We start from the raw sequence: 16455 nt of genomic DNA, 5'->3' as shown, positions 1-16455 counted from the left end.
CCCACGTGTTCCGGTCCGCGCCGGTCAGCGGGCCAGATCGAGCTCGCGCCGTCCCTCGCCGTCGACGGGGTGCTCAGCGGCGGCGGCACGCGCCAGCCCGAACGTGACGACAGCGGCGGCAGCGACCCACAGCGCGCCGGCGGCCCCGATCAGCATCTCCATGACTGAACCCCCCAGTTCGTTCGTCCCATTGACGGTAGCGCTCCGCGGGTGGTGCCGTGGCTGATCGCTGTCCTCCAATAGGAGGACAGCACCCGCGCGGGCGATCTCGGATCACCCTTCGACGGGCTGCTCCACCAACGGCTCGACGCTTGCCGTCGCGGCGCCCAGCACGCGACCGAGGACGACACCGACCGGAAGCTGCATCAGCAGCCAGGCGCACGCCGCGAGCATCACAACGATCATGGCCCCCTCATCGGCCGGCACGGCGCTGGCCTGAGGAGCCGGCCTGAGGAGCCGGCCTGAGGAGCCGGCCTGAGGAGCCGGCCTGAGGAGCCGGTCGGGTCAGTCCCGGCCGTAGATGTCGCGGGTGTAGACCTTGTCCGCCACGTCGGCGAGGGCGTCGGTGCGACGGTTCGCGATGATCACGTCCGCCTTCGTCTTGAACTCGTCGAGGTCGCGCACGACCTCCGAGCCGAAGAAGGTCTCGTCCTCGAGCTCGGGCTCGTAGACGATGACCGGGACGCCCTTGGCCTTGATCCGCTTCATGACGCCCTGGATCGACGACATCCGGAAGTTGTCGGAGCCGGCTTTCATGGTGAGCCGGTAGATGCCGACCACGCGGGGACGGCGGAACAGGATGTCGGCGGCGACGAAGTCCTTGCGGGTGGTGTTGGCGTCCACGATGGCGCTGATCAGGTTCTGCGGGACGTGCCGGTAGTTGGCCTGGAGCTGCTTGGTGTCCTTGGGCAGGCAGTAGCCGCCGTACCCGAAGGACGGGTTGTTGTAGTGGCTTCCGATCCGCGGGTCGAGGCCGACGCCCTCGATGATCTGGCGGGTGTCGAGCCCGTGGACGGCGGCGTAGGTGTCGAGCTCGTTGAAGTACGCCACGCGCAGGGCCAGGTAGGTGTTGGCGAACAGCTTGATCGCCTCGGCCTCGGTGGAGCCGGTGAAGAGCACCGGGATGTCCTCGTCGAGGGCGCCCTCGACGAGCAGGTCGGCGAACCGACGGCCCGCGTCGGTGTCCGAGCCGACGATGATCCGCGAGGGGTGCAGGTTGTCGTAGAGCGCCTTGCCCTCGCGGAGGAACTCGGGGCTGAAGATGATCGACGCGCCGAGGTGGCGCTCGCGCAGCTTGCTGGTGAAGCCGACGGGCACGGTCGACTTGATCACGATCCGGGCCTGCGGGTTCGCCTCGAGCGCCTCGGCGGTGACGCTCTCGACGGTCGAGGTGTCGAAGTAGTTGGTCACCGGGTCGTAGTCGGTCGGCGTGGCGATCACCACGTAGGCGGCGTCGGCGTACGCCTTGTCCTTGTCGAGGGTGGCCCTCAGGTCGAGCTCGTGGTTGCGGAGGTAGTCCTCCAGCTCCTCGTCGACGATCGGCGAGCTGCGCCGGTTGACCTGGTCAACGCGGTCCTGGTCGACGTCGAGCGCCCAGACCTCGTGGCGCTGGGCGAGGATGACGGCGTTGGAGAGTCCGACGTAGCCGGTGCCGACGACAGCGATCTTCACGCAGCGACAGTACGAGATGACGGGAACGGGCGCAGCAGAAGTGGCATGACCGCCCGGCAACAGTGGCCCAACTCTCACGGGTCCCACAGGGTCGCGATCGGGAGGCTCCACATCCGCGGGCCGTACACGTGGCCGCGGTGCGCCGTGTTGAGGACCACCCCGCCGCGGAACCGTCCGCCCGCGCGCCGGGCGAGGGCGTGCAGCGCGGTGAACTGGTGCGGGCGCAGGCTCGCGGCGGTGCGCACCTCGATGCCGTACAGGCCGTCGTCGGGCAGCTCGACGACCAGATCGACCTCGAGGCCGTTGCGCTCGCGCAGGTAGGCGACCCGGTACTCGGCCGCGCCGGCCCGCTGCTGACGGAGCAGCTCGGCCGCCACCATCCCCCGCAGCAGTGGCGTGAGCCGGCTGCGCCCGGACAGGTCAAGGAGGGCCGGAATCGGGTCGCCGGCGAGGTGGCGGGCGACGGCCGGGTCCGCGAACACCGCCTGCGGGCGGCCGATCGCGCGCTTGGCGACGGCCGCGCGGCTGCCCGGCAGCAGGACCAGCACCCCGAGGCGCACCAGCACGTCGACGTACGGCGACAGCGTGGTGACTGGCAGCCCCGCCGTCGCCGCGATCCGGGCCTTGTTGAGCTCGGCCGCCGGCGGGTCGGCCAGTGCGCGCAGCACGGCCCGCATCCGGGCCGGGTCGAGGCGGCGCAGCGCCTGCGCCCGTCGTACGACCTCGTCGAGCTCGTCGGCCACGCCGGGCCGGTCCGTCAGGGCGACGTAGTCGGGTATCGACCAGGGCGTGCGGATCTCGCCCGGCACGAGGGCGCGGGAGCCCAGACGGGCGACGAGGTCAGTGGCCACGGGTGGAGCGTAGGTCTCCGACTGCGAGAGCGCAGAGCTACGGACGCGCGGGCACTCCGCTGTGCGGAGGCGAGGCTCTGGTGTCGAACCGGGTGCTCGCGAGTGCTCGCTCGGAGAGGGTCACGAGGTCGAGGACGTCGCGAGCCACATAGGCCCGGGCGCCTCGTTCGATCGACCGGGTGCCGAGGACTCCTGCCCGCTTCAGCTCTTCCAGGGCCGAGCTCGCCGCGGGGAAGGACACGTCGAGGATCCGCGCGAGGGTCGTGGCCGTCGCGACCGGAGCCTCGGGGAGCTGGTTCAACAGCCGGGCGACGGCCGAGTCCGCGCGCGGCGTCGGGCGGAGGCCGTGTTCACGACGATGGGCGGTGAGCCGCTCGGTCCACACTCCACGCAGCTCCTCGATCTCGCGCGCCAAGACCTCCGACCGGTCGACGGCGACGGCTGCGGCGTCGACGAAGAGCCGTACCCACTCGTTGATGGCGGCGCTCGCTCTCGCGCTGCCGGTATCCGAGTCGTGTCGGTAGGCGGTGAGGCCCTCGATATAGCGATCCCGCAGCGTGGCGAGCACGAGACTGATCGGGAGCACCGCCCGGTCCGTGAGGCCGCGCCGCGCCAGCACCGTGTGGATGAGCGCGCGTCCGACCCGGCCGTTGCCGTCGGTGAACGGATGCACGGTCTCGAACTGGGCATGGATGAGCGCCGCCTGGACGAGCGGCGAGTGCGCGGCGCCGTTGAGGTAGTCGACGAGATCGGCCATGAGCTCGGGGACCCGCCGCGGATCGGGCGGAACGAACTCCGCGCCTATCGGAGTCCAGTTCGACGAGCCGATCCAGTTCTGGACCGTTCGCAGGCCGTGATGGCGCGGCTCGCCAGGGAGCAGCGACCTGTGCAGGTCGGTGATGTGATCGATAGTCAGGACATCGGCCGCCACGAGCTCGGTGGTCGCGCCGCGCACGATCGTCATGTTGTTGGCGACGAGCATGGCCTGGTCGCTGATCCCCCGCACCGACTCGGACTGCCCCAGCTCAGCCAGGGCCACCTGCTGGGCCGAGGGGGCGATCCCCTCGATCCGTGAGCTCGCGATCGCCTCCGAGCGCAGGAGGAACCGGGCGATTCCGGCAAGGCCCTCGGCGCCTGGACCGTTGAGTGCCCGCAGGCGCCGCTCGACGGCTGCGACCTGCCGCGACAGCTCACCCTCGACAGCGAGGCCGACTCCGTCGAGCGGGTCCGGCAGGTACCGCCGATAGGTGCCGGAGCGCTGATCCGCCCTGCGGGCACCGGAGTCGATGGTCGACGCCCAGTGCGCGTCCTCCCAGGTCGCCATCAGCCCTTTCCTTTCATCCCCATCGCAACTATCAAAGGTTAGGCCCTTATCTATTGACAAACGCGGACCCGGGGCAAGGAAGTATTCGATGGGCGCGTTCTCGCACCGCATCCCGCGCCAAACTCGCCGATTTGTCTATCGGATGCCCTCCGATACGCCGATGCAAGGCGCGCCATGGCACGATGAGCGGGCCCTGAAGGCAACAACCCCGAAAGGACAGGTCGCCCAGGCATGACGCAGACGCACAGCGACTACCGCCTCAGCCAGCTGGACCAGCTGGAGGCGGAGTCGATCCACATCTTCCGCGAGGTCGCGGCCGAGTTCGAGAAGCCGGTCTTGATGTTCTCCGGCGGCAAGGACTCCATCGTGATGATGCGCCTTGCGGAGAAGGCGTTCTACCCGGCGAAGATCCCGTTCCCGGTGCTGCAGGTCGACACGGGCTACGACTTCCCCGAGGTGCTCGCCACCCGCGACAACTGGGTCGGCCGCCTCGGCGTGAAGCTGATCGTCGCCAGCGTCGAGCAGGCCATCAAGGACGGCATCGTCGTCGACGACGGCAAGACCTCGCGCAACCGCCTGCAGATCGGCACCCTGCTCAACGCGATCGAGGAGAACGGCTTCACCGCCGCCTTCGGTGGCGGCCGCCGCGACGAGGAGAAGGCCCGTGCCAAGGAGCGCGTCTACTCCCACCGCGACGAGTTCGGCCAGTGGGACCCGAAGAACCAGCGCCCCGAGCTGTGGAGCCTCTACAACGGCCGCCTGCACGAGGGCGAGCACATGCGGATCTTCCCGATCTCGAACTGGACCGAGCTGGACATCTGGGACTACATCGGCCGCGAGGGCATCGAGATCCCCAACATCTACTTCTCGCACCAGCGCCGCGTGTTCCAGCGCGACGGCATGCTGCTGACCGAGAGCGAGCACAACCCGCTCCGCGACGGCGAGGTCGCCGAGGAGCGCACCGTCCGGTTCCGTACCGTCGGCGACCTGACCCTGACCGGCTGCGTGGAGTCCACCGCCAGCACGATCCCCGAGATCATCGAGGAGGTCGCGGTCGCCCGGGTCACCGAGCGCGGTGCGACCCGCGGTGACGACCGGTTCTCCGAGGCTGCCATGGAGGACCGCAAGAAGGAGGGCTACTTCTGATGGCCGGCACCAACATGGACCTGCTCCGCTTCGCGACCGCCGGCTCGGTCGACGACGGCAAGTCGACCCTCATCGGGCGCCTGCTGCTCGACTCGAAGTCGATCTTCGAGGACCAGCTCGAGGCGGTCGAGGCCACCAGCGAGGCGAAGGGGTACGACTACACCGACCTCGCGCTGCTGACCGACGGCCTGCGCTCCGAGCGCGAGCAGGGCATCACCATCGACGTGGCGTACCGCTACTTCGCGACGCCCAACCGCAAGTTCATCATCGCCGACACCCCCGGGCACGTGCAGTACACCCGGAACATGGTCACCGGCGCCTCCACCGCCGACCTGGGCCTGGTGCTCGTCGACGCCCGCCAGGGCCTCACCGAGCAGTCCCGCCGGCACGCCGTGATCCTCTCCCTGCTCCGCGTCCCGCACCTCGTGCTGGCCGTGAACAAGATGGACCTCGTCGACTTCGACCAGTCGATCTACGAGAACATCTACCGCGAGTTCACCCAGTTCGCGACCAAGCTGAACGTCCCCGACCTCGAGGTCATCCCGATCTCGGCGCTGCAGGGCGACAACGTCGTGACCCGCTCCGAGAACATGCCGTGGTACTCCGGTCCCACGCTCATGCACCACCTCGAGCACGTCCACGTCGCCTCCGACCGCGACCTGATCGACGCCCGGTTCCCGGTGCAGTACGTCATCCGCCCGAAGTCGGACGAGTTCCACGACTACCGCGGGTACGCCGGCCAGGTTGCCGGTGGTGTCCTCAAGCCGGGCGACGAGGTCGTCGTACTGCCCTCGGGGATGACGTCGAAGATCTCCAAGATCGACCTGTTCGACCGGGAGGTCTCCGAGGCGTTCCCGCCGATGAGCGTCACCGTCCATCTCGAGGACGACGTCGACGTCTCGCGCGGCGACATGATCGCCCGGGTCAAGAACGCCCCCGTCCCCAGCCAGGACATCGACGCGATGATCTGCTGGATGACCACCACCCCGCTCCAACCGCGGCAGAAGCTGGCCATCAAGCACACCACCCGCACAGGCCGCGCGCTGGTCAAGGACATCCAGTACCGCCTCGACGTCAACACCCTCCACCGCGACCAGGCCACCAACGAGCTCGGCGTCAACGAGATCGGCCGCGTCACACTGCGCACCACCGTGCCGCTGCTGTGCGACCCGTACTCCAAGAACCGCACCACCGGCTCGTTCGTCCTGATCGACGAGGCCACCGGTGTGACTGTCGGCGCCGGCATGATCAACGGCTGACTGCTCGGCGAGTGCCCCGAGCGCCAGCGAGCGGCGGATCGAGACACGCGACGGCGCCCGTTCCCTGAGGGAGCGGGCGCCGTCGGCCATCCCGGGGCCGTCGATACGACGGACGGCGCTTCAGCCCCCGAACAGAGAGATGAGCGCCTCGTTGGTCCCACTCACCGAGAACCGGTCGGGATGCCAGTCCAGCGGCAGCCGCTCCCGCATCTCCGGCGCGCTGAGCCCCATCCGAACCTCCGGCGTCGGCTCCTGGAACATGTCAGTGAACCTGTCCCGGCCGGCATTCGCCAGCAGAGTCTGGAGCAACGCCAGGTCCGCACCGGACGAGGACACGCCGCTGCGCCTGTTCGCCGGCTTCCGATTCGATCTCTTCTTCGGCACGCGCCCAGCCAACCAGACCGGACTGACGCCGACCACGCACGTCCCGCGACGCCCTCAGGTTCGTCGATGGAAGCGGATGTCACCGTCGGGCAGTCGTTCGTGGGTGTAGCGGTGGTCGTGGATGCGTTGGTGGTGGTGCCCACACAGGCTGACGCCCAGGTCCAGGTCGGTCGATCCGCCGCCCGCCCAGTGAGGTCGGCCGGGGGCGCGGTGTCCGGATTGCTCCGGGTCCGTTTCCCCCGACCGCCTGCCCGAACCGGACGTGCGGCTTTCACCGCATCCGGCTCTCCACGAGTCCCTCAGGACGGTGCTGTTACTGGCTGTTGGGTCCATGGCGTGGGGATCGCGGCTCCCCGGTAGCGGTGACGAACGATCGTCATCGTGGCGGGTTGCCACAGGTTCACGCCGTCCTGCGCTCGGGGCCACCAGCCGTGCTGGCGGTTGTAGTAGCGCCGGAAGATCCACTTCGCGGGCCGTTTGGGGTGTCGCTTGCGTAGCCATCGCCACACGCTCCACCACAGGTAGTCGTGGAGGTTGGAGTAGGCGTCGCTTGATGCCCCGTGCCGGAAGTAGATGGCCCATCCGCGAGTGATGCTGCTGAGACGTCGAAACACCTCGCTCACGTCGCTGGTCGTGATTGTGCTGGTGACCGCCTTGACCTTCCGTTTGATCGAAGCCATCGACTTCGCTGACGGGTAGGTGTAGACGTGTCGCCGGTCGCTTCCTCGTTGCTGGTGCCGCCGGATGCGGAACCCGAGAAAGTCGAACCCCTCGTCGATGTGGACGACCTGGGTTTTGTCCGGCGCGAGCCGGAGCCCGATCCGGTCCAAGACGTCCGCGACCTCGTCCCACAACTGCCGGGCGTGTCGCTCGGTCCCGAACACCATGACCACGAAGTCGTCGGCATACCGGACCAGCCGATAGGTCGCTCCTCCTCGGTTGCGGTGTCGGTAACGGGCGCTGGCGTTGGGCAGTTGCGCCGCGACTGCGGCGAAGTGCTCATCGAGCACGCTCAGGGCGAGGTTGGCCAGCAGCGGCGACAGGATGCCGCCCTGAGGGGTGCCGGTATGGGTGTCCCGGTTGAGTCCTTCTTCGTCCAGCAGGCCCGCCTTCAAGAACGCCTTGACCAGCCCCAGGACGCGCTTGTCCCCGACCCGTCGACGTAGACGGTCCATCAAGACCGTGTGGTCGATCTCATCGAAACAAGCCGCGATGTCGCCCTCGAACACCCACTCATAGCCGGTGCGGGCGTACAGGCGGATCTCCTCGATCGCGTCCTGGGCTCGGCGTCGGGGACGGAAACCATAACTGCACGGATCGAAGTCCGCTTCCAAGATCGGCTCCAACACCAACTTCAAGGACGCCTGCACCACCCGGTCCCGCACGGTCGGAATCCCCAGCCGACGGACCTTGCCGCCCGCTTTCGGAATCTTCCTCTCCCGAACCGGGAGCGGCTCGAACGCGCGGGACTTCAGATCGCCGCGCAACTCGGACAAGAACCCGCTCACTCCACGTTCAGAGCGCTCGATCTCACCCGCTGTCTTGCCGTCGATCCCGGCAGTACGTGCCCCCTTGTTCCCCCGGACCCGCTCCCATGCCAAAGCAAGAAAGGCCGGGTCCACCACGAGGTTGAACAGATCATCGAACCGGCGGCCAGGATCGGCCGCCGCCCATTGGTGGAACTTGGTCTGAATCTCCAGTACCCGCCGTTCGGCCCCATAGGGGCTCTCCAGCATGGCGTCGATATTCACCGACGCGTCTTCTGACATGACAGTCCCTTCGTTGCCTGACTCGCTGCCGCCCTTCGCCATGACGCCCGCGATGCACGTCGCGTGACCGGCTTTCCCGGCCTCGGACTACTACGGCGGCTCCGCCCCATCCCGACGCTTCGGCCGACGGTGTGCCTACCCGGACCCGCTGGCTGCGGGGCCTGTTGTGCTGTTCCGGGACACGACCGGGATGGTTCCCGTGTTCACCTGCTACCGCTCGACGAGGGAGGAGCCCAGCTTTACCCCGACGGCCCCCGCGGCTACGCCGCAGACCTTCACCACGGGCTGACCAGACCACTGGCTGCGGCTGGCCGGACGACGCACCCGACCCATTCGGCGTCGCGCACCGTACACCGGCCCATATCCACCAAGTTTGAGCCGGCTCCACATAACGAGGCGTCTGACACTGGTTCCTCGCGTACTCCTTCTCATCACGCTCGCCGGACCCGGCCCGTCTGGTGATCCCGGACCGTCCCGGCTTTGTCAGGGCTGCTTCCCACCCTCCCCGGCACCTCCCGGATCAGGCTGCCCTCAGCTTCACCGGACTGCTGCGACAGACCGGCGACGGAGGTCTCTCACCTCCATTCGGTAGAACAGGCGCCTCACGGCGCACCGGGTCGAGATGGTGCATATGGCACCAGCGGGCCGGGATGGTGCATCCCTCGCCACGACACACGCGGTCGCGTAGCCGGATCGCAGTGCGCTGGGCGGACTGGAACAGCCGCGCCGACCGGCCCAGGTCGAGCACACGCCCCTGACCGTCGAGCACCACCGGGATGATCCGCGCTTGACAAGCCAGACGCCGCGCCTCGCTTGCGGAGATCGCCTCGTCCCCATCACCGGTGAGCAGGCCCGCGGTAGCCAGATCCGCACGCAGCTGATCGAGGCTGATGGTGACCGCGACCGTGGTGGGCTCACCGCCATGCACAGGAAGCCGGTCGGGGTCGAGAAGCTCGAGCAGGTCCATGAACGCCCACGCCCGACGCCGATGGAACGGGGACGACACCACGTCCGGGTTCGCCTCCCCCACATCGTGACCGGAGGACTCCCCGTCACCAGAGCCACCAGACCCCCTGCGGGCAGGGTTGGTGTGAGCGTCGAGGTAGCCCTTGAGCCGCTCGACAGCACCGGTGGGCAGCACTCCCGACATCCGGGAACGTCCATCACCCAGGTCACGGAACTTCAGGGACGCTCGCTCACGCGCCGCGGCCTCCTCGGCCTCCAAACGCTTCGCCTCTTCGGCCTCAGCGATCTCCGGGGCCACCACGTCGAGGATCCGGCGCCCCACACGGCGTAGCTCGACCGGCCCGAACTGGCCGGCGTAGTCCACCAGCCGGGCCTCGGCATCGTCGCGCAACCCAGGACCCAACCGATCGGGCAGGTCATCGACCGCGGCCGTGATCACGCGAGCCTGCGCGGCGTTGACCACCCCGGCCCGCATCCCGGCCGCGACCACGGGCCGCGCCTGCAAGGCCTGCGCGAGACGCAGATCAGCGCGCGCGGCCGAAGGATCAAGATGCGCGGCATGAGCCAGCCATGCCCCGACGTCGCGGGCACCGTGGACCTGCGCCACGTCACTGCCGTCAGCCAGAGCCCGCAGCCGAAGCTCGTCGACCTGCGCCGACAGCCCCACCGCCTCCGTCAACAGCCGCTCCTTCTCCGCCGTGGACAAGTACAACGGCTGCAACTCCGCAACTCGCTCAAGCGCCGCGCGCGCGTCGGCCACCGCAGCCAGCAGCGGCTGAGTGGTCAATGGAGCGACGGACATCTACGGCCTTCCCGAGTGGTCGAAGTACGTCGAACTCTACCGTAGGTTCGAACATTCTTTCGAACGATGCACCCGACCTGTGGACAACGTGTGTGATGTATCAGGACATCGGTGACAGTTCGGCATCAGGACATCGGTGACACCTGATGTGTCAGGACATCGGTGACAGTTCAGCGGTCCTGGCCCGCGGGTTCTCGGCCTCCACGGGGTCTGCCGTTGCCGACGTAAGTCACGCCCGGCGTGGGTCGGGTGTGCTCGATGAGGATCTCGCCTTCGAGGTCGGCCACGGTGATCTTGTCGTCCTCGACGATGACCAGCACCTGCTGGAGGCCATACCGGCCGTCGACCTTGTAGGTGACTCCGGCCAGCCTGAACGTCCCGGCCGTGCTCAACCTCTTGACGCTGGTGCCGGTCGGCAGATCCTTCGGCTCGGGCGGTACTGCTGGCGGACGAAGCTGCCTCGCGGCGGCCTCGACGAAGAACGGCTGATCCGGCTTGGGCCGCGGGGCTTCGGCCTTCTCAGTGGCCTCCCACGCCGTGAGGGGCGTGACTCTGCCGGGCAGTCCCTGGTGGGGGCGCTCGGTGTTGTAGATCAGATCGAAGGTGTCGACCTGGGCCTGCAACTCGGCCAGCGACTCGGCGATGGGCCGCTTGTCGAGGTAGCGGAACAGGGTCTGGTGGAACCGCTCGTTCTTGCCTTGCGTCGTCGGCTTGTAGGGCTTGCCGGTGATCGCCTCGACACCCAACGACGAGACATGCTCCACGAGCTGTCCGACATAGCCACGCCGAGTCGGGTTCAGCGCCATGCCGTTGTCGGACAGCAGCCGCTGCGGCACCCCGTGCGCGGTCACGGCCTTGTCGAAGACCGCGATCGCTGCCTCGACGCACTCACCGTCCGCGACGTGCGATGCCACGGCGTAGCGGGAGTGGTCATCGAGCAGCTGGAAGATCACACACTTCCTGCCGCCGGTCAGTACGTACTCGGTGGCGTCGAGTTGCCAACAGGCGTTCGGGGCGGGGTAGACGAACCGCCGCCATGCCGAGCGGGGCTTCTTCTTCGGCTCCAGGCGGGCCACGCCGGCCTGGCGGAAGATCCTCGACAGCGACGCCGTGGACGGCACGTCGGCCAGGCCCATCGCGTGCATCTTGTCATGCACGCTGATCGGACCGCAGTCCAGACCGGAGGACTCCAGTGCGGCACGCACCGCCACGGCCTGGGCCTTGACCTCCTCGCTCACCCGACCCGGGCTTGCCCCCGGCTTCCGTGACCGCGGCTCGAGCACCGCTGCCGGCCCGTCGGTCAGGACACGTTTGCGGAGTTCGTAGAACGTCTTGCGGGAGATGCCGTGCTCGACACAGAACGTCGACACCGCGCCACGGGGCGCGTCATCAGGCCACCGGGCGATCGCGAGACGGACACGGGGATCGATGGGTTCATTCGCAGCCACCGCCGCAGATTCGAGGCAGAAGTGTTACCACCAAGAACCCTCAAAGTGTCACCGATGTCCTGATGCAGAACTGTCACCGATGTCTTGAGACATGACACCTGTGGACAACGTGGCGGTCCACTTCGAGGACGACGGCGACGTCTCCCGCGGCGACATGATCGCCCGGGTCAAGAACGCCCCCGTCCCCAGCCAGGACATCGACGCGATGATCTGCTGGATGACCACCACCCCGCTCCAACCGCGGCAGAAGCTGGCCATCAAGCACACCACCCGCACAGGCCGCGCACTGGTCAAGGACATCCAGTACCGCCTCGACGTCAACACCCTCCACCGCGACCAGGCCACCAACGAGCTCGGCGCCGACGAGATCGGCCGCGTCACACTGCGCACCACCGTCCCGCTGCTGTGCGATCCTTACTCCAAGAACAGGACAACGGGGTCCTTTATCCTGATCGTCGAGGCGACCGGCGTGACTGTCGGCGTCGGCATGATCAACGGCTGAGCACCCACCACCGGCATCGCCCCCGCACCCTGGAGGAACCTCCGCATGAGCTCCTTGCTTCGCCAGATCGTTCCTCCGGCTCTGATCGGGCCGGCGCAGCGGGTCCGTGACCAGTTGCGTCGGGACGACTCCCTCTTCGACGGGGACGACGCCCTGTTCAAGAAGGTCGTGGCCGACGCCGCCGTCTACGCCGAGTACGGCTGCGGCGCCAGCACTCGCTGGGTCGACGGCAACACCACCGCCCGTGTCCTCGCCGTGGACACCAGCCGCGACTGGATCGACGCAGTGCGCTCCTCGGTCGGTGACCGGGCCGAGCTGCACTGGACCGACCTCGGCGAGCTCGGCGACTGGGGTCGTCCGGTCTCCTACGCCCACCGCGACCGGTTCGGCGACTACACCGACTGGATCTGGCAGCAGGGCGTCGCACCGGACGTCGTGCTGGTCGACGGCCGGTTCCGCGTGGCGTGCTTCCTGACCTCGCTCGCGAACGCGACGCCGGGCACCCGGATCTTCTTCGACGACTACGCCGAGCGGCCCTATTACCACGTCGTCGAGGACGTGCTGCCGATCGCGGAGCGCTGCGGGCGGCAGGCCCTGTTCGTCGTACCGGAGGACGGCGGGCTCGACCGAGCGGCGATCGCCGACCTGCTGGCGCACTTCCGCTACGTCATGGACTGAGCTACCGCGGGGCAGCTGCGGGACTGCCGAGCGCCGCGTCGCGGCGCCTGGCGAACCGGGCCATCGACACCAGCAGCACGACGTACGTCGATGTCCAGATGACCGACATGCCCGCCACCATGGTCAGGGCCGGCAGATCAGCACCCGCGGCCGCTGTCACGACCGCGGCGATCGCGCTGAGGCGGACGATCTGGACGACGATCAGCGTTCGCTCCTGGCCTGTCAGCATGAGCAGTGGCTCCAGCGGCATGTAGGTCAGCTGGAGACTCAGTGGCACAGCGAGGATCGCGATCATCTGTCCGGCCCGGCTCCACTCGTCGCCGAGCACCGGGCCCACAGCCAGGGGCGCGACAGCGGCGACGCCCACCGCCATCAACGCGGACACCCCGCCCAGCTGCGTGACCCGCGAGCGCAGGAGCGGCCAGATCGGCTTCTCCTCCCGCAGCAGCCGGGTGATGTCCAGCATCGTCCACTGGCGCAGGCCCTGACCCGCGAGCACCGTCGGCGTGCCGACGATCCGCTGCGCCATGCCCACCTCACCGGCGACACGGGCGCCGTACGACATGCCGGACGCGATCACGACGGCCTGCGCCGACGCTCCGCCCAGCACTCCGGCCACGATCGCCCGCATCCGGCCGGTGCGCTCCAACGAGTCCCCGGACGCGGGTGGAAGCGGACGGTGCCCATCGGCACGGAAGATGACGGTGACCGCCGCGCGCCCCAGCATGAGTCCGGCGGCCATCGCCGCCGCGGACGGCCACACGAGCGCCAGGCCGACCTGGGCGACGGCGCCGATGATGCCGGACCAGAGGTTCCGTCCGCTCAGCTGGCTGGTGGCCTGCCGGCGGATGAGGCTGCCGGCGCTGACCTGCGTCACGGAGTACGCGAGCACCGACAGCGACGTGCTCACCGCCAGGTCGAGACGATCGAACGAGCTGACCCAGTGTCCGACCGCGAGGACCACCACGGGCGCCAGGACGGCCACCGCCGGCACGGTCAGCCACGCTCGCCGAAGGAGTCCCGACATCTCGTGGGCATCGCTGGCGAGTGGCAGCAGGTACTCGGCACGCGCCGTCGCCACGGGCTGGAGGATCAGGGCGATGCCGACCGCCAGGGCGTACGTTCCCATCGCCTCGATCGACACGATCCGGGTGAGCACGGGAATGGCGGCAACGAGGCAGATCTGGCCACCCGCCTGCGAGATCACGAGCTTCCGCGCCGACGCCGACTGCGCTGACATGCCGGGGATCCGGATTCGCCTCACCGCGAGACCGACCGCGTCGCGACGAGCCCGCGCGACCTGTCGCGTCCCGACGTGGAGCCGCCGCCGTCCGCCTTCGTCTTCCGCACGGCGGCCAGCAGCACGACGAAGGCCAGGACATAGGCGCCGTCGGTCGGCTGCCACCGAACGAAGGACATCACGACCGACTGGATCGTGAGAAGAAGGAGCAGCTTGGGAAGCAGGCCGTTGAAGGTCCGGGCTCGGTCGTACACCGTCTGCACGAAAGCGCCGTACACGGCGCTGAAGAGCACGACACCGGGGATCCTGAAGTCGGCGTAGAAGTAGTAGAAGAGGGTGACGAAGGCGTTGAAGGGCCGGCCGGGAAGCAGCTCGATCCAGGTGTCCTGAGGCTGGTTCACGACCTGGGTGGTCGACTCCGCCGTCGATCCACCGAAGATCCCGACACCGTTGGCAACGAGGGTCACCACACCGTAGAAGAAGCTCGAGCCGTCCGTGTAGACCGCTTGGGTGTCGGTGACCGAGGTCCAGTGCGCGAGCAGCGGAAGCGGGATCGCGAAGTACGTGTACGCCTCGAACACCAGCGTGTTGCCACGGGAGAGCGTCACGAGCGTCACGACTGCAACCAGCACGAGCACCAGCGCAAGGGCGCGGCCACGACTCATCCGCACCCGGAGCCGGCCGTTGAGGGCCAGCAGCACCAGCAGCTGGACCACCGCGTAGACGAAGATGATCCGCCCGCCACTGGTGGCCAAATTCAGGACGATCGCGACCAGGAAGAGGGTGTTGAACCGTCGGTTCCGCTGCCCCTCGACCATGCTGTAGACGAAGATCGGCAGCGCTGCGAAGAGCACCGGCGAGACCACGACACGTCCCAGCAACGCACCGACGGTGAGTGCGTATTCGCCCGTCCCGTTGTAGCCCAGATAGGCGTTCCTCACGTCGGCCAGGGATCCTCCCGACGCCAGGATCGACAACGAGCCCCAGCGTGTGACCACGATGGTGACGATCGCCACCACCAGGACCCAGTTCATGAACCCGTACGAGATCCTCCACGCGGCCTGGCGCCGGCGCTGCACCGTTGCGGGATTGCGGAGGGACGCGGCATGCACGAGGCGGGCCATCACAGCGCCGGCCAGGATCGACGCACACCCTGCGAACACGATCAGGTAGGCCATGTCGGGGAACTGGTAGAGGCCGTAGAGGTGGAGGTTGGCCAGGAAGGAGACCAACGCGAACACCGCCAGCAGGATGGTGACGGGATTCAGCACACTTCGGTTCATCAGGTAGCTGACCACCGTGCCGGCGACCAGGAAGACGATCACCCACTCAGCCATCGCGGCCCTCTCGGCTACGCACTCTCCGCACCTCCGGCGACGAGTGGAGCGGGGGCCACCGCGCGCCTCTTGAGCCGCAGCGCGGGCTCCTCCACCAGGACCGCGCTCAGCCAGCCCAGCGCCGCGGTCGCCGCAAGGACCAGGCCGAGGTTCAGGAGCGAGGGGATCGTGGCGCCCAGGGCGAGGATCACGAACTGCTGGACCGGCCATCCCCACACATACACGCCGTAGGAGATGTCGTGCGGACCGATCTGGTTAATCGGCACGCTCCACGACAGGAAGAAGATGACAATGGCAAGAGCCACCGGCGCGAGCGAGAACTGGAACCCGAGCGCCGAGGACACCACGAACAGCGCAGCCGCCAGCAAGCTAGCCCACCTGCCGACAGGTACGCGCTCGCGTTCGAGCCACATGATCGCGCCAACGCAGAATGCAGCGCCCATCGTGCCGAGGTCAGACGCAACCTTCGGGATGGTGACCCAGGTCCCGACCTGCGCAGCGGCGGCCAGGGCCAGCCAGGCCACGCACAGGGACGGAACCAAGAACCGTCGAGGTATCACGGCGATGGCCACCGCGATCGCGACATAGCAGAACGCCTCGTAGATCAGCGTCCACGTGGCGCCGTTCCAGACCTCCAGTGGCAGACCGACCAGCGTCGAGCCGACGGAGTCCTGACGGAAGGGAAAGCCACCACCGAGCGGAAGGTTCGTGACGACGTACCGGACCGCACTGGACCACGTCCAGTGCCTTCCTTCGGTCAGCAACAGCGACAACGGTGAGACGACGAAGGCGATCAGCGCCGTCACGAACAGGAATGCGGGAAAGATCCTCAGGGCGCGATCCCGGGTGTACTCCCATGTGGAGCGAGACAGCCGGCTTCGCGTGATCAGGGCGCCGGAGATGATGAAGAAGCCGATCACTGACCACGTGCCGATGTTGGTACCGACCAGTGTGGGCTCGGAGCCCCGGCCCCGCAGCGGGTTGGCGTGGGAGTAGACGACCCCCGCCGCCATGATGAGACGTAGGACGTTGAGACTGTTCCGCCGGGGCTGGAATGTGCTTTCCAGCGTCACGGCAA

Annotated in this window: 16 protein-coding genes; 4 read left to right on the top strand and 12 right to left on the bottom strand. The window is 68.1% G+C overall.

All coding sequences use genetic code 11. The features are described from left to right. Positions 1–24 precede the first annotated feature (24 nt). The 5 genes from ACUP6Y_RS05000 to ACUP6Y_RS04980 all read right to left on the bottom strand — a co-directional run bounded on the left by ACUP6Y_RS05000 (position 25) and on the right by ACUP6Y_RS04980 (position 3846). The gene (locus ACUP6Y_RS05000; protein ID WP_462554544.1) at positions 25–162 is read right to left on the bottom strand and encodes a hypothetical protein; all 138 of its coding nucleotides are present in this window, start codon (positions 160–162) and stop codon (positions 25–27) included. 111 nt (positions 163–273) lie between these two features. Further along, the gene (locus ACUP6Y_RS04995; protein WP_462554543.1) at positions 274–405 is read right to left on the bottom strand and encodes a hypothetical protein; all 132 of its coding nucleotides are present in this window, start codon (positions 403–405) and stop codon (positions 274–276) included. Between the two features lie 99 nt (positions 406–504). Next, a complete protein-coding gene (locus ACUP6Y_RS04990) occupies positions 505–1671 on the bottom strand; it encodes a nucleotide sugar dehydrogenase (RefSeq protein WP_462554542.1) in 1167 nt (388 codons plus the stop codon). A gap of 74 nt (positions 1672–1745) precedes the next feature. Further along, complete coding sequence (locus tag ACUP6Y_RS04985; protein WP_462554541.1) at positions 1746–2522, bottom strand: DUF4143 domain-containing protein; 777 nt, start codon at positions 2520–2522, stop codon at positions 1746–1748. A 37-nt stretch (positions 2523–2559) separates the two neighbouring features. Next, positions 2560–3846, bottom strand: a complete 1287-nt coding sequence (locus ACUP6Y_RS04980) for a Fic family protein (protein WP_462554540.1) — start codon at positions 3844–3846, stop codon at positions 2560–2562. A 231-nt stretch (positions 3847–4077) separates the two neighbouring features. Here ACUP6Y_RS04980 and cysD point away from each other — a divergent pair, with 231 nt between their 5' ends. Together cysD and ACUP6Y_RS04970 are read left to right on the top strand one after the other, a co-directional pair. Continuing rightward, positions 4078–4992, top strand: coding sequence for a sulfate adenylyltransferase subunit CysD (cysD, locus tag ACUP6Y_RS04975; protein ID WP_462554539.1), 915 nt, complete (start codon positions 4078–4080; stop codon positions 4990–4992). Then, a complete protein-coding gene (locus tag ACUP6Y_RS04970; protein ID WP_462554538.1) occupies positions 4992–6251 on the top strand; it encodes a sulfate adenylyltransferase subunit 1 in 1260 nt (419 codons plus the stop codon). Before cysD ends, ACUP6Y_RS04970 begins: the two co-directional genes overlap by 1 nt. A gap of 120 nt (positions 6252–6371) precedes the next feature. Here ACUP6Y_RS04970 and ACUP6Y_RS04965 read toward each other — a convergent pair whose 3' ends face one another. From ACUP6Y_RS04965 to ACUP6Y_RS04950, 4 genes are all read right to left on the bottom strand, one after another. Further along, a complete protein-coding gene (locus tag ACUP6Y_RS04965) occupies positions 6372–6635 on the bottom strand; it encodes a hypothetical protein (RefSeq protein ID WP_462554537.1) in 264 nt (87 codons plus the stop codon). A gap of 299 nt (positions 6636–6934) precedes the next feature. Next, entirely contained in the window at positions 6935–8446 is a 1512-nt protein-coding gene (gene ltrA, locus ACUP6Y_RS04960; protein WP_462554536.1) for a group II intron reverse transcriptase/maturase, read from the bottom strand. A gap of 478 nt (positions 8447–8924) precedes the next feature. Beyond that, positions 8925–10172 (bottom strand): DUF222 domain-containing protein, encoded by a 1248-nt coding sequence (locus tag ACUP6Y_RS04955; RefSeq protein WP_462554535.1) that lies wholly within the window; start codon positions 10170–10172, stop codon positions 8925–8927. Positions 10173–10342: 170 nt separating this feature from the next. Continuing rightward, positions 10343–11620 carry an integrase core domain-containing protein gene (locus tag ACUP6Y_RS04950; protein ID WP_462554533.1) on the bottom strand — a complete coding sequence of 426 codons (1278 nt, stop codon included), beginning with the start codon at positions 11618–11620 and terminating at the stop codon, positions 10343–10345. 91 nt (positions 11621–11711) lie between these two features. Between ACUP6Y_RS04950 and ACUP6Y_RS04945 the strand changes: the two genes are divergently transcribed. Both ACUP6Y_RS04945 and ACUP6Y_RS04940 read left to right on the top strand, forming a co-directional pair. Further along, positions 11712–12122 carry an elongation factor 1-alpha C-terminal domain-related protein gene (locus ACUP6Y_RS04945; RefSeq protein WP_462554531.1) on the top strand — a complete coding sequence of 137 codons (411 nt, stop codon included), beginning with the start codon at positions 11712–11714 and terminating at the stop codon, positions 12120–12122. A gap of 45 nt (positions 12123–12167) precedes the next feature. Then, positions 12168–12800, top strand: coding sequence for a hypothetical protein (locus ACUP6Y_RS04940; RefSeq protein WP_462554530.1), 633 nt, complete (start codon positions 12168–12170; stop codon positions 12798–12800). A 1-nt stretch (position 12801) separates the two neighbouring features. On the opposite strand, the gene ACUP6Y_RS04935 is transcribed toward ACUP6Y_RS04940, so the two are convergent. From ACUP6Y_RS04935 to ACUP6Y_RS04925, 3 genes are read right to left on the bottom strand one after another with little or no spacing between them, the layout of a single operon-like run. Further along, positions 12802–14040, bottom strand: a complete 1239-nt coding sequence (locus ACUP6Y_RS04935; protein WP_462554529.1) for a lipopolysaccharide biosynthesis protein — start codon at positions 14038–14040, stop codon at positions 12802–12804. 20 nt (positions 14041–14060) lie between these two features. Then, positions 14061–15377 carry an O-antigen polymerase gene (locus ACUP6Y_RS04930; RefSeq protein WP_462554528.1) on the bottom strand — a complete coding sequence of 439 codons (1317 nt, stop codon included), beginning with the start codon at positions 15375–15377 and terminating at the stop codon, positions 14061–14063. 14 nt (positions 15378–15391) lie between these two features. Beyond that, positions 15392–16450, bottom strand: a complete 1059-nt coding sequence (locus ACUP6Y_RS04925) for an acyltransferase family protein (RefSeq protein ID WP_462554527.1) — start codon at positions 16448–16450, stop codon at positions 15392–15394. Positions 16451–16455 lie beyond the last annotated feature (5 nt).

This window comes from Nocardioides sp. S5-5 (assembly GCF_054954065.1).
The sequence above is the reverse complement of the archived record's forward strand: the minus strand, read 5'-3'. Positions and strand labels throughout refer to the sequence as shown.